The 19,199-nt window shown below is 39.2% G+C and carries 13 protein-coding genes and 1 rRNA gene; 9 read left to right on the forward strand and 5 right to left on the reverse strand.

Translation table 11 applies throughout. The features are described from left to right. From ACHUE3_RS14925 to rhlB, 3 genes are all read right to left on the reverse strand, one after another. Positions 1 to 67 (reverse strand): 16S ribosomal RNA (locus ACHUE3_RS14925); the annotation flags it as partial. Between the two features lie 532 nt (positions 68 to 599). Continuing rightward, positions 600 to 2,093 carry a guanosine-5'-triphosphate,3'-diphosphate diphosphatase gene (gppA, locus tag ACHUE3_RS14930; protein WP_394193164.1) on the reverse strand — a complete coding sequence of 498 codons (1,494 nt, stop codon included), beginning with the start codon at positions 2,091 to 2,093 and terminating at the stop codon, positions 600 to 602. A gap of 47 nt (positions 2,094 to 2,140) precedes the next feature. After that, positions 2,141 to 3,418 carry an ATP-dependent RNA helicase RhlB gene (gene rhlB / locus ACHUE3_RS14935; RefSeq protein ID WP_099295271.1) on the reverse strand — a complete coding sequence of 426 codons (1,278 nt, stop codon included), beginning with the start codon at positions 3,416 to 3,418 and terminating at the stop codon, positions 2,141 to 2,143. A 90-nt stretch (positions 3,419 to 3,508) separates the two neighbouring features. Between rhlB and trxA the strand changes: the two genes are divergently transcribed. The 3 genes from trxA (at position 3,509) to ACHUE3_RS14950 (ending at position 6,754) form a co-directional block, all read left to right on the forward strand. Then, on the forward strand, positions 3,509 to 3,835 hold the full coding sequence (trxA, locus tag ACHUE3_RS14940; protein ID WP_058561197.1) for a thioredoxin TrxA: 327 nt from the start codon (positions 3,509 to 3,511) through the stop codon (positions 3,833 to 3,835). Positions 3,836 to 4,015: 180 nt separating this feature from the next. Continuing rightward, on the forward strand, positions 4,016 to 5,275 hold the full coding sequence (gene rho, locus ACHUE3_RS14945) for a transcription termination factor Rho (protein ID WP_058561178.1): 1,260 nt from the start codon (positions 4,016 to 4,018) through the stop codon (positions 5,273 to 5,275). Positions 5,276 to 5,509: 234 nt separating this feature from the next. Further along, positions 5,510 to 6,754 carry a methyl-accepting chemotaxis protein gene (locus tag ACHUE3_RS14950; RefSeq protein ID WP_394193165.1) on the forward strand — a complete coding sequence of 415 codons (1,245 nt, stop codon included), beginning with the start codon at positions 5,510 to 5,512 and terminating at the stop codon, positions 6,752 to 6,754. Here the strand turns inward: ACHUE3_RS14950 and ACHUE3_RS14955 are convergent. Then, a complete protein-coding gene (locus ACHUE3_RS14955; RefSeq protein WP_394193166.1) occupies positions 6,746 to 9,565 on the reverse strand; it encodes a tetratricopeptide repeat-containing hybrid sensor histidine kinase/response regulator in 2,820 nt (939 codons plus the stop codon). The genes ACHUE3_RS14950 and ACHUE3_RS14955 overlap by 9 nt on opposite strands. Positions 9,566 to 9,689: 124 nt before the next feature. On the opposite strand from ACHUE3_RS14955, the gene ACHUE3_RS14960 reads away from it, so the two are divergent. Next, positions 9,690 to 10,274 (forward strand): DNA-J related domain-containing protein, encoded by a 585-nt coding sequence (locus tag ACHUE3_RS14960; RefSeq protein WP_394193167.1) that lies wholly within the window; start codon positions 9,690 to 9,692, stop codon positions 10,272 to 10,274. An 8-nt stretch (positions 10,275 to 10,282) separates the two neighbouring features. On the opposite strand, the gene dbpA is transcribed toward ACHUE3_RS14960, so the two are convergent. After that, positions 10,283 to 11,671 (reverse strand): ATP-dependent RNA helicase DbpA, encoded by a 1,389-nt coding sequence (gene dbpA, locus ACHUE3_RS14965; RefSeq protein WP_058561174.1) that lies wholly within the window; start codon positions 11,669 to 11,671, stop codon positions 10,283 to 10,285. Positions 11,672 to 11,863: 192 nt separating this feature from the next. On the opposite strand from dbpA, the gene ACHUE3_RS14970 reads away from it, so the two are divergent. The 5 genes from ACHUE3_RS14970 (at position 11,864) to ACHUE3_RS14990 (ending at position 19,199) form a co-directional block, all read left to right on the forward strand. Beyond that, positions 11,864 to 13,942 (forward strand): TonB-dependent siderophore receptor, encoded by a 2,079-nt coding sequence (locus tag ACHUE3_RS14970; RefSeq protein WP_394193168.1) that lies wholly within the window; start codon positions 11,864 to 11,866, stop codon positions 13,940 to 13,942. 131 nt (positions 13,943 to 14,073) lie between these two features. Further along, positions 14,074 to 15,474 (forward strand): M20/M25/M40 family metallo-hydrolase, encoded by a 1,401-nt coding sequence (locus ACHUE3_RS14975; RefSeq protein ID WP_394193169.1) that lies wholly within the window; start codon positions 14,074 to 14,076, stop codon positions 15,472 to 15,474. 86 nt (positions 15,475 to 15,560) lie between these two features. Further along, the gene (locus ACHUE3_RS14980) at positions 15,561 to 16,505 is read left to right on the forward strand and encodes a tetratricopeptide repeat protein (RefSeq protein ID WP_394193170.1); all 945 of its coding nucleotides are present in this window, start codon (positions 15,561 to 15,563) and stop codon (positions 16,503 to 16,505) included. A 311-nt stretch (positions 16,506 to 16,816) separates the two neighbouring features. Then, on the forward strand, positions 16,817 to 17,101 hold the full coding sequence (locus ACHUE3_RS14985) for an MliC family protein (protein ID WP_394193171.1): 285 nt from the start codon (positions 16,817 to 16,819) through the stop codon (positions 17,099 to 17,101). A gap of 76 nt (positions 17,102 to 17,177) precedes the next feature. Further along, positions 17,178 to 19,199 carry a methyl-accepting chemotaxis protein gene (locus tag ACHUE3_RS14990; protein ID WP_394193172.1) on the forward strand — a complete coding sequence of 674 codons (2,022 nt, stop codon included), beginning with the start codon at positions 17,178 to 17,180 and terminating at the stop codon, positions 19,197 to 19,199.

Raw genomic sequence — 19,199 nt, forward strand, 5'->3', positions numbered from 1 at the left:
GCTCGACTTGCATGTGTTAGGCCTGCCGCCAGCGTTCAATCTGAGCCATGATCAAACTCTTCAATTAAAAGTTTTTTCTGTCTTCTCCCATAAAGAGAGCCGACATGCTCAATGAATTCTGAATTTATTTAATATCTTTCGATATTGAATTGACTGTGCTGCAATAAATAAATTTATTGCTGTTGGTCACTCAGTTTCAATTGAGACTCTAAATTTTTTGCCTCACTTAGCGAACTAAGCTTGGCTGTTAGAACTCAATCTGTACGAGTGCCCACACAGATGATTGCTTTATATTGTTAAAGAACGCTTGAGTCGCTTTAGCGTCTCAAGGGATGCGTATAATACATCCTTTATTTTTCGAGTCAACACTTAATTTTAAACTTTCTTCCGACAATTTAAACTTAAGTTTTATTTAACTCTCTGAGTAGTTCGTGCCCCGCTGTGCGTTGCGCTCTGCTGTCTCAGTGGGGTCGCATTATAGGGAGATCCGAAAACAGATCAACCCTTTTTTTCGATCTTTTGGAAAAAAAGAACTGTTTGAACATTTTTAAATCAAAGTGCGGTATTTTGCTACAAAAAAAGACTCTTTCGAGCCTTTTTCATTTAACTAAAAATTCCCATCCTGCTTTTGCCTGCTGTTTAGACTCAAGCTGGAGCTCACTTGCCATTAGCGGATGTGCTTTTAACCAGTCTTCTTCAAAAGAAAGGGTTAACACTTCATTATCAGCAGTTAAGCTCAATTTAGGTAGCACGTCGTCTTGGCGACGCATCGAAAGAATTACAGCAATTCTAATAAGCCTTGTTATGTATTGTGCTAATTGCTGATGACATCCTAAATATTCAAATGCATCTTTTTGTAAGTCAGAGCGATGCGCATTGGTAGCAGCAACTATAATTTTATGCTCTGACTGAGAAAAGCCTGGCATATCGGTGTTTTCTAAAATATAAGCAGTGTGTTTTTGATATTGCTTATATTCAATTAGCAAACCGATTTCATGCAGCTGAGCGATTGCCTTTAATAATGCAAAGCCACCATGTTCTAAAGCAACCCATTGTGCGCTAACCTGATGTGCTAAATGATTGCTTAATTCAGCTACTCGATTTGATTGCTTTTGATCAACATGATAACGACTCATAAAGGCATCAACAGTACGCTTGCGAATATCATGATTATGAAACTCAGGGATCATGCTATACAAAACGCCTTCGCGAAGCGCTCCACCTGCTAGTCCCATCTTTTCAATCTCAAGGGACTCAAATAATGCGATTAAAATAGCAAGACCTGAAACAAATACTAATCTTCTTTCTTCACTCAAACCTGGTAAATCAAGCTCAGCAATTGTGTTAAAGGCCGTTGATTGCTTTTTAATTTCAAGTAGTTTGTCGAGACTTAATGTTTCATCTAATGATTGTGCAACCATTATCTCTTGAATTGCTTGTACTGTACCTGATGCACCAGACGCTATTTCCCAGCCTGCGGCTTTGTAGCTTGAAGCAATTTCAGCAACAACCTCTTTTGCAGCTGAAATAGCATTATTGAAATTTGCATCACTTAGTTTGCAATCTTTAAAATAACGCTCAAGGTATGTGACACAACCCATGTTAAGGCTTTTATAATGCAGTGCATCAAAACCTTTGCCAATAACAACTTCAGTACTTGCACCGCCAATATCAATCACTAACTGGCGACCAGAACAAGAAGAAGTATGCGCGACACCTTTATAAATTGTGCGGGCTTCGAGTTCGCCACTGATAACATTAATTTTGTGAGAAAGGATTTGCTCTGCTTTATGTTTGAATACATCGGCATTTGTTGCTAGCCTCAAGGTAGCAGTAGCAACAATGGTTATGTTAGCTTTGGGAATATCCTGAAGGCGCTCGGCAAAAAGTGCCAAACACTCCCAACCTCTTTGCATAGCTTCAGCGCTTAACAAATTATCCTCGTCAAGCCCTGCCGCTAATCTGACTTTTCGTTTAACTCGACCTATAGTTTGCAGGCCACCAGCAATTGATTTAGCAATCAGCATATGAAAGCTGTTTGACCCTAAATCAATTACTGCATAAACATTTTTTTGCGGTTTAAGTTGCCCCACCGTTCAAAAACCTCTAGTTACTACTACGACTCTACTTCGGTCGTAAATTACGACCGTGCTTTTTGGTAACTATTGTTTGGTCTACGTCCGCCGTTATTACTACGATTACGAGGGCCTGTCGAATAGTTGCGCTTTCTTTGAATAGTAGGCTTTGTTAAATCATCAAGCAATGCACTTTTATCATAATGCGATAAAGGAATGCTATGTTCTATATATTCTTCAATTTCATGCAGATTATATGCGTATTGCTCACATGCAAAACTAATTGCTTTACCTGATGCACCTGCACGACCAGTACGACCGATACGATGAACATAATCTTCGCAATCATCTGGTAAATCAAAGTTAAATACATGACTTACTTCAGGGATGTGCAAACCACGTGCAGCAACATCTGTTGCAACTAGGAAATCAAGATCGCCTTTAGTAAATTGCGCTAAGATTGATTGGCGCTTTTTCTGGTTTACATCACCAGTCAACATACCAACACGATGTCCGTCTTCTTTAAGCCATGCGTACACTGTTTCACAGCTGTGCTTGGTATTTGCAAAAACAATCGCTTTATCTGGCCATTCTTCTTCGACTAAAGTAAGTAATAATTTAATCTTGTCTTCTTGAGATGGCTGGAAAAGTTCTTCTGTAATTCGCTTACCTGTTTTTACATCTGGCTCAACTTGCACATGCTCAGGATTAGTCATGTGTTCAAATGCTAACTCTTGCACACGGTATGATAACGTTGCAGAGAAAAGTAAGTTTAATCGCTCAGAAGTATCAGGCATACGACGGAACATATAACGTATATCTTTTATGAAACCTAAATCAAACATGCGATCGGCTTCATCAAGCACTACAACTTCTATTTCATTTAAGGTGTAGCAGCCTTGCTTATATAAATCGATAAGGCGGCCAGTGGTACCAATTAAAATATCTACGCCTTTTTCTAACTGCGCACGTTGTTTTTCATAATCTTCGCCACCATATACTAAACCTAAGTTAAGATTACAGTGTGGCGCTAAAATTTTAGCATCTTTATGGATCTGAATCGCAAGCTCCCGAGTAGGGGCCATGATCAGGGCTCTTGGATGTTTACTAGGTGCTTTGCTAGATTGTAATAACCGATGGCATGTAGCTGTTAAAAAAGCCAGTGTTTTACCTGTACCTGTTTGTGCTTGACCCGCAATGTCGCGGCCATCACAAATAAAAGGTAGGCATTTAGCTTGAATGGGAGTGCAGTATTCAAACCCATTTTCGGTTAAACCGGTAACCACTTCCGGTGCGATAGCAAAGTCTGAAAACTTTTTATCGGTCAAATGTGTCTTAGTCATAGCGTTTAAGCATAACGTTTAAACTTGCAATAAGAAACAAGAGTGTTTAAATACGCATTAAATAATTCGCCTAACTTATCGGAGAGCGCAATGAGCGAGAAAATTATTCAATTAACTGACGATGGCTTTGAAGCTGACGTATTACAATCAGACAAGCCTGTACTAGTTGATTTTTGGGCAGAATGGTGCGGACCTTGTAAAATGATCGCCCCTATTCTAAATGAAGTAGCTGACGAGTTTGATGGCCGTGTTGTTATCGGTAAATTAAACATCGACCAAAACGCGGGTACACCACCAAAGTTTGGTATTCGTGGTATTCCAACGCTACTTCTTTTTAAAGATGGTCAAGTTGCAGCAACTAAAGTTGGTGCACTTTCTAAAACACAACTTGTTGAGTTTTTAGAAAACAATATCTAATACCCATTAAAAAAAGGGCGATAAGCCCTTTTTTTACGTTTATTTTGTATAAAGACTGGACGCTGGGCCAGTGAACTGCTAGTTTATAAAGCCAACTAATCCTTAGTTTACCAACAAACCTCTCTCACTAATCAATATCGATTATATGAGTATGATAACTGTAATAAAGAACCCACCAATATGCATTTACGCGAATTAAAAGACAAGTCTATAAAAGAACTTGTAGCCTTAGCTGAGTCCATGGGGCTCGAAAACGTAGCCCGCTTAAGAAAGCAAGATATTATCTTTGCTATCCTTAAGGCCCACGCCAAAAGTGGAGAGAACATTTTTGGCGGTGGTGTATTAGAAATCCTTCAGGATGGTTTTGGCTTTTTAAGATCTTCAGAAGCGTCTTACCTAGCCGGCCCTGATGACATTTATGTATCACCTAGCCAAATTCGTCGTTTTAGCATGCGTACTGGTGACTCTATAATGGGTCTTATTCGTCCGCCGAAAGACGGTGAACGTTACTTCGCTCTTCTAAAAGTAAACGAAGTAAACTTTGATAGACCAGAAAACTCTCGTACTAAAATCCTTTTTGAAAACTTAACTCCACTACATGCTAACGAACGGTTACGTATGGAACGTGGTAACGGTAGTACCGAGGACATAACTGCGCGAGTCCTTGATTTAGCATCACCAATCGGCCGCGGTCAACGTGGTTTATTAGTAGCACCGCCAAAAGCGGGTAAAACAATGCTACTGCAAAACATTGCTCAATCAATCACCCATAACCACCCTGATGCGACATTGATGGTTTTACTTATCGATGAGCGCCCGGAAGAAGTTACTGAGATGCAACGCCTAGTAAAAGGTGAAGTTATCGCATCAACATTTGATGAACCAGCGAGTCGTCACGTGCAAGTAGCTGAAATGGTAATTGAAAAAGCAAAGCGTTTAGTTGAACATAAAAAAGATGTCATAATCTTATTAGATTCAATCACTCGTCTAGCACGTGCTTATAACACGGTTATTCCTTCATCAGGTAAAGTACTTACCGGTGGTGTTGATGCAAACGCACTACACAAACCAAAGCGCTTTTTCGGTGCAGCACGTAATGTTGAAGAAGGTGGTAGCTTAACTATTATCGCTACTGCGCTGATCGATACCGGCTCTAAGATGGATGAAGTAATCTATGAAGAGTTTAAAGGTACAGGTAATATGGAATTACACCTAAATCGTAAGATTGCTGAAAAGCGTGTTTTCCCAGCTATCGACTTTAACCGTTCAGGTACTCGTCGCGAAGAGTTACTAACAAAACCTGATGAGCTTCAGAAAATGTGGATCTTGCGTAAGATTGTTCATGAGATGTCAGAAATTGACGCTATGGAGTTCTTAATTGATAAACTATCAATGAGCAAAACGAATGATGAGTTTTTTGACTCTATGAGACGTCAGTAAGCATAAGTATACTGTTGAAAAGCTCGCTTAATGGCGAGCTTTTTTGTTTTTATCAATCCCCCCTCAATTTATCTTCCACTCAAAGCAAAGTGAATATCCCACAATATCTTGAAATTCATGTATGTAGTGAAACATTTTTTGTCGTTCGGCCTTTTTTAACTATACTTATTGAAAACCAACTCTAAGCATTCGAAAAATAAGTTGGTCAATAGCGTTTTACAAAGGAAAATCAGAATGACAATTACCCAAAGCTTCATAGCCCTGCAGTGCTTTTTAATTATCAGTATTGGAGTGATTTGTTATTCATTTAACTTACCTTCTGTTGCTATTATGACTTTATATTTAACTGTATTGTTACCCGTGTATTTCTTTTATTTACTTACAAAACGAAAGTTAGCGCTGCCAGATAAATATCTAAGAGTATTGATGGAGAACTTAGTCAGTAAGGATGGTATTAACTTTACTTTTCGATTTGACGAAAGTGACCCCGCAATCCCACCCTCTTGCTTAGCACTCAACGCCAGCCTAACAACGATTGAACATCTGTTTGAAGAGTTACAAATTTCATCTAATAGATTAAGACCTATGGCTGATGAGCTACGAGATACCTATGCATCAATGACCCAAAAAGCCACAATTCAATATTCACATGGTCAAGATCTTGCCCAAACGATCCAAAAAATGCTTAACACCTCGAGTGAGCTTGGGGTTAACGTTAAAACAATTTACACCTCTGTTGCCAATGCAACAGAGTCAGTAAAAAAAACACGTATTGATTCAGATAAGAGCCAAGCAAGCTTACTCACATTAGCAAGTAATATTGAACAAACCAGTGAACATATAAAACAACTAAAGCAAGACAGTGATAATATTGGATCCGTTATTGAGGTCATTAATGCTATTGCTGAGCAAACAAATCTACTTGCATTAAATGCTGCCATTGAAGCTGCTAGAGCTGGTGAACAAGGCCGAGGTTTTGCTGTAGTGGCTGATGAGGTACGAAACTTAGCTTCACGCACGAGTAAATCGACACAAGAAGTAAGCGCCATGGTCAGTAAAATCCAACATAGCACTGATTTAGCCCATACGTTAATGAATACAGCGCTGGATGAAGCTCAACAGACGGTATCTCTTACTAAAACGTCAAGTAGTGAAATTACAGCCATTGAAACTGCTGTACTTGAGATAAGTGAAATGTCGAATTCTATCAACCAACAGGTGAGTAATCAGAAACAATTTTCGGATGAGTCTCAAGAAAGTATCAATTCGTTAGTCGAGCTGAACTCTGATGCACTTTCAAGTTCTAAAATACAGGCTGTTTCTAGTAACGACTTGCATTTACTCGCCACCAGCCTAGAAGAAAAATTCAGTTTTTTCCTTGTTACCAATTATGCCCCTGATACACAACCAAGAAAGCGCACTCACAAAGAAGAAACTATTACTGAAACAGCAGAAGAAAGTGAGATAGAGCTATTTTGACGAGTACGCTTCTAATGCATTAATTAACTCTAACGTTAACGGAGCAACCTTATCGAACTCATATGCAGTACTTTTATTCAATAATGCTTTATCTAAGTTTAAAGCTGGTTGAATAATATCCTGAACTGCAAACATTTGAGCTGCACCCAGAATACGATGACTGTCTTGCTGTAGCGCTTGATAATCACGCTGCTGAAGGTGGACATTGAGTGACTTTGCTTCTTGGGTAAAACTGCTGATAAAGCTTTGTGTCAAATCCGTCATATCAACTTTGCTTTCATTTATGGGCTGTTCGTTACTCTTTGCTAACTGACTGGCTAAAGTACTATAAAACACTTTTTTGTCTATAGGCTTACTTAAATAGCCAGTAAAGCCCTGAGCAATATAGTTATCAATTTCGTGACTCATAGCATTCGCAGTTAAAGCGTAAATTGGATTACTAAAACCACATTGCTGTAGTAGCGCAAGAGCACTAAGCCCGTCCATAATAGGCATTTGAATATCCAGCAAAACAATATCAGGATACTGTTGTAAACATTGCTCAACCGCTTGTTCACCATCACTCAGAGCAATCACCTCAAGTCCTAAAGAGGTAAGGTAGCGCGTGATTAAACGGCGGTTATCAGGGTGATCTTCTGCTAAAACTACTTTGCCCTGAAGTTGAACATGCTGAGCATTATTGATAACTTGGCTTGATAAGGAGGCTGCGCTCTTTTGTTTACATGGCAGATTAAAAATAAATTCACTGCCTTTATTAGGTTCACTAAGTGCACTGATGTATCCGCCCATCATCATCGCTAGTTGTTGCGATAGCGACAACCCTAATCCCGACCCTCCAAAACGACGGCTGATCGTATTATCGCCTTGTTGAAAACACTCAAAAACCATTTTCAATTGCTCAACACTCATGCCAATACCTGTATCAACCACATTGAACTGCACCCCGCTCTCTGTTTGGCTCAATCGTAATTTTACACTACCTTGATAAGTAAACTTTATTGCGTTAGTTAACAAGTTAATCAGTATTTGTTTTACACGCATTAAATCGAGTTTAACCCAATGGCTGGGTTCTAATTGGTTATCAAATGTCAGGCTTAAGCCTTTTTGAGATGCATGCGCTTGGCACATTTCATACACGTCATTCACCAACTCAATGAGGTCAAATTTAGTTAAATGAAGCTCTAACCTATTAGCTTCAATTTTACTAATATCCAGCACATCGTTTATTAAATCTTTTAAATGATCACTATGCTTTTTTATAACTAATAGCTCATCTTGTAACTCGCTTGGTTTGTATAATCCATTGATGAGATCATCGGTTTGCCCAAGAATAGCTGTTAAAGGAGTGCGAATCTCGTGACTAATATTGGCAAGAAACTGACTTTTAATCTCATTGGCTGAACGCAACTCTTGTGCTACAAATTGCAATTCCTGTGTGCGTTGTTCAACTTGCTCTTCTAATTGAATCTTAGCCTTTTTCTCTATCGCTCGACGATACAATGCAATGGTGCAAATTAAGCCAAGCACCATTACTATTGCCAGTAAAATAGCAAGTTGCGAACGCTTTGCTATTTTTAAATCTTGTAAGTCTCGCTCTTGCTTTAAGTGCACGATTTCTTGATTGAGTTGATTCGCTTTAAACTGTGTTTGAAATACAGTAAGTGCCTTTGCAACCTCTTCACTTTTTATGCTTTGTTGGTACTCAACAAATTTCTCGTGTATGTCGACAGCTTGCTCATAATCACCCACGCTTGCAAGTAGAAGCGAGTTTATGCCTAACCCGTCCTTAGCCAACATCTCATTATTATATTTTTTAGCAAGTGCAAAGGACTCGTTTAAATTTTCTCTTGCTTCCTTGATGTCCCCTTTCACTAACTGAACTTTTGCTAAAACATGTAATGCAGTCAATAAAAGAGTCTTATTATCAGCTTTAACTGCAAATTCTTTCGCTGCAAGCGCATGATAATAGGCTGTGTCTATTTTATTTAATTTAAGGTTTAAGTTGGCTAAATTTTTATGTCGAGTGGAAAGTTGATAAGCATCATTAATACTTTGATAGTAGCGTAAAGCTAATTGATAATAATGTAATGCTAATTGATAACGCCCTGACTCAACGTAGGCCACACCCATGTTTCCATATACTTGGGCAATGCCATCTTTGTCATCGAGTTGTTGAAATACCTCTAACACTTCACGATAAAATTCTAACGCCGAATCATAGCGCGATAATTTAATATATACTCCCGCAATATTATGAAGTATGTCCGCTTTATCTTGTGCATTCCCGTTCGTTTCATAAATGGTTTTTGCTTTTTGGTAATGCTCTAATGCAAGCTCCATGTTGTACATATCAAAGTAAGATAAACCAATATTGCTTAGCAAGTTGGCCTGCTTCAACGCATTATTTAGCTGCTTTGCAATCACCAAGGCACGGCTATACTCTTTAATCGCTTGATTCATTAACCCTTGATAGTAGTACACCACGCCTTGCATTTTTATAGATCGAAAATATTGCTCTGGAGAGTCGTTTATATTGCTATTCTGCTCTTGAGACTGGTAGAAATCGAGCGCCAATGAGTAATCGTTCTCAGTGAATGCGCGCTCAGCCATTGTACTGTAAATAGCTAACCGCTGTTGTGGTGTTAATTGTGCTGTTGAGAGTAATTGGTTGGCTATTACTTGCTTTTGCTGCCAATCATCAACCTGATTAAATTGCTCAAGTAAGGGCTCTTGAGCAGAACAGACATGAGATACCACGCCAAGTACAGTAATAAACGCAATAAAGAGTAGCCGCTTAAACTTACCTAACATAAATGTATCCTTGGTATTTATCCGTTAAAACAACACATGCTTCGCATGAAAGCTAACTTACAACTCTAGTCGCATGTGTATATAATTATTTTATCAAGATACACTATTACCTAGAGTTCAAACAATGCTTAACCCACTTATAGATGAGATTTTTGAACGACTATTAACAAAGCAGGTATGGAAGGTTCACACTTTAGCATCAGAGTTATCACAAAGCGGTATCATAACCGTGTTAGATAAGGACCCTTCTCGTAATTTATTTAAACGTAACTTTTTAATAATGAATGCACTGTTTCAATTACAGCAGCAACTTGCTCCTGCCCAAACTTTATCAATTGCAAGTTTACATATTAAATTAGAAGATATATCCACTGAAAACTCGGTTACGCTTATAGATCCTTTAAGAGACTATTACTTAGATTGGCAAAACTATGATACGTCAGCCGATGAAGTGAATGCATTATTAAATCAATTTTGGCAAGATTTTGTCGCCACTAAACCAGTAAAACCCAAATTAAGCATAAGCCAACGCAACGTAATTCTTGCACAATGGCAACTAGATGAACAAGCAAGTTTAAAAATGATACAAAAACGATGGCGACAATTAGCGTTGCAATATCACCCAGATAAATCATCAGAAGATGAAGAGGTATTTAAACGTATTCGAGAAGAATATGAGCAGCTTAAGGCAAGCTGCTCAAATAGATAAATAAGTAATTAACGAGTGAGTCGACGAGCGCGGATTTTACGCCCTTTAATGTTACCTTCAGTTAATTTACGTAATGCTGGTTTTGCACAATTGCGCTCGACCGCAACAAATGCCACGTTATCAAGCACGTTAATTTTACCCACTTGGCGGCCTGCAATACCTTCTTTACCTGTTAGCGCACCTAAAATATCACCGGCACGTACTTTTTGCTTTTTACCTGAGTCAATCATTAGTGTGGCCATTTCTGGTTTATACGGTGGTTTTTCTAACAAGCTAAATGGTGGCAGCTGCTCTGGTAAAAAATCACATTCGTAATGGTCGCCAATTTGCGCCACTTTGAATTGCTCAGCATCACCATAGATTGAACACGCAATGCCTTTTTTACCTGCACGGCCAGTACGGCCAATACGGTGAACATGTGTTTGAGGGTCATGCGCTAAATGGTAATTAATCACCATGTCCATATCGTCGATATCCAGACCACGAGCAGCTACATCGGTGGCAACTAAAATAGAGGCACTTTTATTAGCAAAATGAATGAGTGTACGTTCACGATCGCGCTGCTCCAAGTCGCCATGTAAAGCCACGGCACTAAAACCTTCAGCGGCGAGATCATCACACACTTGCTGTGTTTCAACCTTAGTATTACAAAATACCACACAGCTTGTTGGCTGAAACTTTAACAGCAACAACTTCAGTGTATTAAAGCGCTGCTTATTATTATCCATCTTATAAAAATACTGTTTGATGGTGCTTTTTTCTTGCTCTTCTTCAACTTTTACCATCACAGGGTTAGTTAAAACACGCTTTGCAACCGCTTCAATCGCACGTGGGAAAGTCGCACTAAATAACAGTGTTTGACGCTGTTGTGGTATGCAATCGATAATTGCATCTAGCGTATCTTGAAAGCCCATATCGAGCATTTGATCGGCTTCATCCAAAACTAAAGTTTCTACATCATCTAAACGCAAGGTGCCTTTGCGGATATGGTCATCTACGCGACCAGGTGTGCCAACAATAATGTGTGCACCATGTTCAAGCGAGCCGATTTGTGGGCCAATTGAAACACCACCACACAATGTAAGTATTTTAATGTTATGAATACCTCGGGCGAGTTTGCGCATTTCAACAGCCACTTGCTCAGCAAGTTCTCTTGTTGGGCAAAGTACCAAAGACTGAATACGAAAGCGCTTTACGTTAAGTTTAGCCAGCACTCCTAAGCTAAATGCCGCGGTTTTACCCGATCCCGTTTTAGCTTGCGCAATGATATCTTTACCTTCAAGTACTGGCGGTAAGCTCTGTGCCTGAACAGCCGTCATTTGGCTATAACCTAAAGTAGATAAATTATCGACCAAACCAGAAGGTAAAGCGAGTGAAGAAAATGCAGTTGCAGTCAAAATTATTTCCAAACAAAAAAGTTAATGAGCAAGGCTAAAACGTTACCTTGGATTATTGTGCTAATAATAGCAGAAATAGCTATTAGCGACCATTAACTACCATTGTTATAAATTACTCAACAAAAGAATTGTAAATGACATGTATTTTCATTAAGATTCGTGCTGTTTTTATAACTCAGCCGGAAGCATTGAATGAAATTTAGTCCACTTTATCTCGCCCTTGTAGCGACTGCAGGCACATTGAGTGCAGCAGAAAATAACGAAAACATAGAAAAAATAGAAGTTAAAGGCACTTACTTTAATGACTACAAAGTAGACAATGCTAACGGAGCAATGCGCACATCGGCATCATTACTTGAAACGGCACAATCGGTCACTGTTATTACAGACACAATCGTAAACGAACAGCTTGCCACCACATTAGGTGAAGTACTAACAAACGACGCAAGCTTAACGGCAGGCTCACAACAACGTAACCGTGAAGTATTTAACCTTCGTGGCTTTGAGCTAAGCTCTGGTACTGGTTACTTACGTGATGGTCACCAACATTGGTCACACTACCAGCAGCCAATCGAAATATTACAACAAGTTGAAGTAATCAAAGGTCCATCAAGTATTTTATATGGCCAGTCAGGTCCAGGTGGCTTGGTTAATATGGTTACAAAAAAGCCAACTGCACAAACATTGTTTAATGCCAGTGCAGATGTAGATCAACATGGCTCAACCCGCTTTATGCTTGATGCTGGCGGTGCTCTAACAGAAGCTGAAGATTTGCGTGCTCGCGGTGTCTTAGTAAAGCAAGACGTTGAATATTGGCGCGAATATCAAAATGGTGAAAATCGTGAACGCGACCGCTTCTTAGGTGCTTTAGTCGTTGATTATGATATTAGCGACAATGCACTTGTACGCGTACATTATGATCGTACCGATGACAAAGCTGGCTTAGATACAGGTGCCTGGATTGATGATAACGCTAACGTGATTGGTGATGACAAAACTATACGCGATATGTCTTGGGCGTTTACTGATATAACCGTAGAAAACCTTGGTATAGATTTCAATATATTTTTATCTGATGATTGGCAAGTTAACTTAGGTTATAACGAACAAACTTTCGAGCGCCAACGTTTTGAATCTGCACCTCGTAAACCGTCTAACTTTATGGAAGACGACAGTTATGAATCTCGCCCTTACGACCGTTTTGATGATTGGCAATTTACGACTGCATTTATTGACTTCATTGGTGAATTTGAAACAGCCGGTGTAGACCATCAATTTCTAATTGGTGCTAACTCGCTTGACTACTATTACGGTCAACTACGTACAACCAGCGATTACGTTTATTACTCAGCTGGCGAAAGTGAACCTGCAAGTCCTGATATTAGCTACCACAGTGATACCACAAAAAGTGAAACCGAGTACGATTACTATGGTGTTTATGCCCAAGATTTAATTACTTTCTCACCACAGTGGCAAGTATCTGTAGGCGGACGTTTTGATAAACAAACGCGTAAAGGGCAAAATAACGAATCATTTTTGCCTAAATTCGGCGTGCTCTATCATCCAAATGTATCGGCTACTATTTATGCCAGCTATACAGAAGGTTTCGAGCCACAAAATGAAACCATCACTAACGAAGAAGATATTAACTTCGGTATGAAGATTGACGCAGTTACTTCTGAACAAAAAGAAGTCGGCATAAAATGGCAACTATTTGATGACCGCCTAATGCTTAGCGGTGCTGTTTTTGATATCAGTAAAAATGGCACTCTTGTTACTGAAAAACTCGAAACACCTGTAGGTTCATTTACAAGTGAAACTAATCAAGTTGGTGAGCAACGCCACAAAGGGTTTGAAGTCGCAGCACAAGGAGCAGCAACTGATCGCTTATTTGTAATGGCCTCAACTATGTATTTAGATGCAAACTATGAGCGTGATACAAACTTAGAAGGTAAGCGCCCCACTGATGCTCCTAAGTGGTCTGCATCATTATGGACTCGTTACGAATTAAACGATGCATTTGCATTCAATGCTGGCGCATTCTATGAAGGTGAGCGTTTTGCTGATAACGATAACACCATCACTAAAGATGCCTATACACGTGTTGATGTAGGTGCAACGTATAAGTTTGAAATGAGTAACACCGATATTAACTTACGCCTTAACGTTGAAAACTTATTTGATACCAACTACCTTGGCGGTGGTGGTACAAACAATGTAACGGTCGGCGAAGGCACTAGCTTACGTTTAGCAGCGCAGTTTAACTTTTAAGTCTAATATGCGTTAAAACAGCCCGCACTTTGTAAAAAGTGTGGGCTTTTTAATTTTTATCTCATTGTATTTTTTAAATCAGCTATTTAATGATTAAATACCCCCAAGTATCTAACAAGCCAAGGTCAACAATGAACAAACTCATCACCGGGATGCTACTTGTCAGTAGCTTTTTAGCCTCTGCTGCAGAACCTGAATTTACCAGTAAACAACTGCAACAAGTAGAACAATTAAGACAAAGTGCCAGTAATAGCGATTTAAGTTATCAATTATTAGAATCACTTACTACAGAAGTAGGTCCGCGTTTACCCGGCACTGAAAACGATAAAAAAGCCGTAGCTTGGGCGCAAGCTCAATTTAAAGCGCTAGGCTTTGATAAAGTATGGCTTGAAGAAGCCACATTCCCTGAATGGCGCCGTTTTAGCGAAAGTGGAAAAATTTTAACGCCTAGTGAGCAACCTCTACACTTAACTGCACTGGGCCACAGTGTCAGTACACCTAAAAATGGCATTACTGGCGAAGTGGTATTATTTGAAACCCTTGATGAACTAATAGCAGCACCTAAAAATAGCCTAAAAGGTAAGATTGCCTACATTAATTACCGTATGAATCGTCATATTGATGGTAACGGATACGGACCTGCCGTTCGTGCGCGCTCTACAGGCTCTGTTGAAGCCGCTAAAAAAGGCGCGATTGGCTATATGATGCGCTCTGTTAGCACCGCCGAGCACCGTTTTGCTCACACAGGTGGTAGTCATTATAAAGAGGGAGTGACTAAGATACCAAACGTCACTATCGCTAACCCTGATGCCGACCAAATTGCTCGCCTTATTGCACTTGATAAAAATGTCACGGTTAATATTAATGTTCAAACAGAAGATCGTGGTCAAGGCACTGGCTATAATGTCATTGGCCAATTTAATGGCACACAAAACCCTGAGCAATATGTGTTGATTGGCGGTCATTTAGACTCATGGGATTTAGGCACAGGCGCACTCGATGATGGTGCGGGTGTCGCATTAACTATGGCTGCGGCTAAACATATTAGTGAAATCAAACGCCCTAAACGCAGTATTCGCGTAGTTTTATTTGCTGCTGAAGAGCTGGGGTTATGGGGTGCTAAAGCCTACTTTAAGGAACATGCTAATGAGCTTAAAAACATTGTAGCAGCTGCAGAATCTGACTTTGGTGCAGATGTTGTGTATGGGTTTGAGTCTAACGTATCAGCAGAATCACTACCTGTAGTACGTGCAATAGCGAAAGAACTTTCAGCACTGAATGTAGAATACATTGCAAAAAATGGAGCGCGCGGCGGTCCAGATCTCATACCGCTTAGAAATACAGACGGCGCAGCTATTTTCGATCTACATCAAGATGGTACTGATTACTTTGATTATCACCACACAGCAGATGATACTTTAGATAAAGTTGATCCAGCTAAGCTTAAACAAAATACAGCCGCTTACGCAGTATTTGCGTTTATGGCTGCTGATGCCAAAACCACAATCAAACCAAAGCCTGTAAAAAAATAAATTAAGTAAACATACTTTCTTACAGTTTTGTACTTTGCATACGCCCTTGTTTGTTTTAATTTAATAGAAAAGCAAGGAGGGCGTTTATGCTACTTTTTAATACCTGCGACACATTATCGTCATTCAGCCAAACTACAACCTGCCCTCACTGTAAAAGCAACGATTACCAATTAAAAAATAACAGCCGTTTTTTGCGTTTTGCGATCGTGCCTATCATCCCATTAACTTGGCAATATCATTTTCAATGCAACGAATGTAAGCACAGTGAACCTGTGTCATTAACTAAGCTACCTCTATTTGAGCTTCTATCTTTAGTGAAATACTTTATAGGCTCGATATTAATCGTTTTATTCTTACTATACTTTTATACTCATTTTCATGCTCAAGCAGTTCAACAGCAAGCGATCATTAATGCTCCACAAGCCTATGATACTTACTTAGTAAAAGCAGATAAGTTTGCCCAAGAACCGCTGCGTCCAGAAAATTTAAAGATCGCTCAAATACTTGAGTTTGATGATAGATATATCACCTTTCAAATTAGTAACTATCGTTATAAGCATGATCGCGGTATCACAATGGCAATGCGTACAAGTTTACTTGTACAAAGAGATTACTTTTCTTCAAAAACGTTAACATTACCACGCAGTGAGGTTCAACGCATGGTAGATGAAGGAGTTATTTATAATGTACTTCGCCCCCATGCTTACAGTTTATATGGTGGCTTTGTGATGTTTCCCCCACGACCAAAGCCACTTTATGAAGGAGTTAAGCTCAATGAGCATAACCAGCAAGGAATTAATTATTATAAAGATGATCTATTCGAAGATGCATTTAAGAGCTTTTTATTTGCAGCAGAAGAGGGCTCTCAGTGGGGACAACTCAACTTGGCACAAATGTACCAAGATGGACAAGGTACCACCAAAGACATAAAAAAAGCTATTTACTGGTTTCAGCAAGCTGCAGCTCAAGGTAACCGAAAAGCAAAAATAGAGCTAAAAGATTTATGCCGCTTTTACACATGTGACTTATAACTTATGTGAAAGTGCATAACCTCACTCAGATAGTCACTGTTTTTGTGTCATGTTATCTTTGTGTGGTAAGCACTTATGAGCAACGCAGTAAGAAACAGTTTAACTTTATTACATAACAACCTATTGGCAACTGCGCACGCAACGGACAATTCAAGCTCAGTACTACCTCTTCACCTAATATATCTGCTGTTATATTAGACCCTGACGCACAAAATAATTTAACTTCAATACAGCTTAAATATGTACTTTCACCAGCGGTTAATTTTCATTTGCTACCCTATAGCGGTCTTTAGTTAATCGGCGAATCCTCTATGTATAAAATGATCTTATTCACTATAAGCTTACTTACCATAAGTGCTTGTTCTGAAAAAGCACACACAAATGTTTACTCCTGTGACAATCAAGAAATGGCGACGATCATTAGCCACGACGCTGAAAGTGCAACACTTCAATATATAAATAAATACTACCAACTAACTAGGCAGCGCAGTGCATCGGGTGTCAAATTTAATAGTGAGGAGGTCTTGTTTTGGACAAAAGAAAATGAAGCCGTGCTAATTATTGATGGTGATAAAGTTCACTGTATTATCGAGTAATGTCTTTTATTGGTAATCTTATATTTTAAGAAAACACTGCTACACTAATGATTAAATCTGTTGAAATGAGTTAGTTATGCAGTCAGTTGCTATTAAATACAAAGTAATATTTGCCTTCACCGCAATTGGTGTATTAATGCTATTAAGTAGTGGCTTTTTTTACTGGTCACTCGGAAAAATTAGTGTTGCCAATTCAGACATTGAAACGTTGGCAGTTCCTGTTCAACAACAGAGTAACGCATTACAACTTTCGCTCTTATCAATCACAAAATTCAATGCTGTCGCGTTTAGCCAAAGCAAAATTGCAAAATTGGTCCACGAACAAAAACAAACTGATAGTGAACAAAAGTTGTTTAACGACAAGCTTGCTATCCTTGAGTTGCAACTACAAGATCAACCCAAAATGCAATCGCTACTTGTTCAAATTGATGATGAATTCCAGCGTTTAGTAACAACTAATACAGCCATGTTTAGCGCCAAACAAAGCGGTTTGGATGCGGTTTCAACATTAGCCTCACAAAGCACACAATACATAGAAGAAATAACATCGTTAAGTAATGATTTACTCGATTTAGAACTATTACAAGTTACTCGGGAACAACAAGCTACTCTTGACGCCATGGTAGGTACAGCAACACGTATCGACGATTTATTGTTTACCTTGAGTAATAACTTGAAAAGCATTAAACACATTAGTTCATTAGCAACATTGGATGAACATCAGCAAGATGCCAGTTTCCTACTCGATAATGTTAAATCAAACTTTAACTACTTGAAACGACAAGCAAGCGAATTAAATAATGTTGCTGATTTTTCGGCCTTAACTGAAAAAATGAATACAGTAAATGAGAAGCTTGGCACTATTTACCAGCCACAAAAAACTATTTTGACGAGCCGCCAAGATGCTGAAAATGCATTTAATAATTTTCAGCAACAATTCCAAGAAACTGAAAAACTCATTATCGAACTGAATCAACTGGCTGACGAACGATTTGCATCATTACAAAAAAGCGCTCAGTCGACAATTAGTACAGGGTCTTCATTGGCAGTTATAATTAGTATTATTTTGCTCTCATTTGCTGCTCTAATCTCAGTACTTACAACCCGCGCGATGCTTAAACCTTTAAATGCAGTCAACAAAGCACTGGCAAGAATCGCTTCGGGCGATTTATCCAAACGTACTCACCCTCGAAGTGATGATGAGTTTGGTACTCTATTAAAGAATATCAACAAGCTCAGCGATGACTTAGGTAAGTTGCTTTCAGATATTAGTGACAACGCTCACATACTTGATCAGTCAGCCATTCAAACAAGTGCGCAAGGTCAACAAATGACTGTTGCAGCAGCGCAACAACTTGAGCGGATTGCGCAAGCTACAAGCGTTGCACAAACCATGCTAAATAATTCACAAACCGTTAATGAGCAAGCCCAAAGCACGTCAAATGAAATAGCTAATGCATCGCAGCTTTCTAACGATGTAAACCAAATTGCTGATAGAAACAGCCAGCGAATACAAGCACTATTAGCGCGTTTAGATCAAGCTGTAAGCAGCACTGAAGAATTAGCACAACACACCCAGCTTATTGGCGCCATTGTAGATACAATTAGTAGCATCGCAGAACAAACTAACTTACTTGCATTGAATGCTGCTATAGAAGCCGCGCGTGCGGGTGAAAATGGCAGGGGATTTGCTGTCGTTGCCGATGAAGTGCGCTCACTTGCATCACGCACGCAAACCTCAACAAATGAAATTCACACTATGATTCAAACATTGCAACAACAAGCTAATACAGCACAGCATGAGATAAACGATGGGCAACAACAAGCTGCTGAGTGTGTAACTAATAGCAGTGAGTTAAAACAAGCAGTCGATAAAATAAAAAGTACCTTAGTGACAGTTAACCAAATGAGTCAGCAAATAGCAGACTCCTCACATCAGCAGCTTAATAATAGTAATGAAATACAACACATCATGACCACGGTGACAGAACAAGCACAAAGCAATGCTGACCATGCAGGATCTTTAGCGACTCAAAGTGAAGATGTAAATCAGCTAGCACATTCTTTAGCAAGTGCTGTTGAACGTTTCAAGTTTTAG

This window comes from Pseudoalteromonas atlantica (assembly GCF_043641955.1).
Taxonomy (GTDB): Bacteria; Pseudomonadota; Gammaproteobacteria; order Enterobacterales; family Alteromonadaceae; genus Pseudoalteromonas; species Pseudoalteromonas atlantica_A.

Bases quoted from the DNA above. Each gene is read 5' to 3' on its own strand.
- ACHUE3_RS14990 (WP_394193172.1), top strand. From the start codon at position 17,178: ATGCAGTCAGTTGCTATTAAATACAAAGTAATATTTGCCTTCACCGCA.
- rho (WP_058561178.1), top strand. From the start codon at position 4,016: ATGCATTTACGCGAATTAAAAGACAAGTCTATAAAAGAACTTGTAGCC.
- trxA (WP_058561197.1), top strand. From the start codon at position 3,509: ATGAGCGAGAAAATTATTCAATTAACTGACGATGGCTTTGAAGCTGAC.
- ACHUE3_RS14950 (WP_394193165.1), top strand. From the start codon at position 5,510: ATGACAATTACCCAAAGCTTCATAGCCCTGCAGTGCTTTTTAATTATC.
- ACHUE3_RS14975 (WP_394193169.1), top strand. From the start codon at position 14,074: ATGAACAAACTCATCACCGGGATGCTACTTGTCAGTAGCTTTTTAGCC.
- ACHUE3_RS14960 (WP_394193167.1), top strand. From the start codon at position 9,690: ATGCTTAACCCACTTATAGATGAGATTTTTGAACGACTATTAACAAAG.
- ACHUE3_RS14985 (WP_394193171.1), top strand. From the start codon at position 16,817: ATGTATAAAATGATCTTATTCACTATAAGCTTACTTACCATAAGTGCT.
- rhlB (WP_099295271.1), bottom strand. From the start codon at position 3,418: ATGACTAAGACACATTTGACCGATAAAAAGTTTTCAGACTTTGCTATC.
- ACHUE3_RS14980 (WP_394193170.1), top strand. From the start codon at position 15,561: ATGCTACTTTTTAATACCTGCGACACATTATCGTCATTCAGCCAAACT.
- ACHUE3_RS14970 (WP_394193168.1), top strand. From the start codon at position 11,864: ATGAAATTTAGTCCACTTTATCTCGCCCTTGTAGCGACTGCAGGCACA.
- ACHUE3_RS14955 (WP_394193166.1), bottom strand. From the start codon at position 9,565: ATGTTAGGTAAGTTTAAGCGGCTACTCTTTATTGCGTTTATTACTGTA.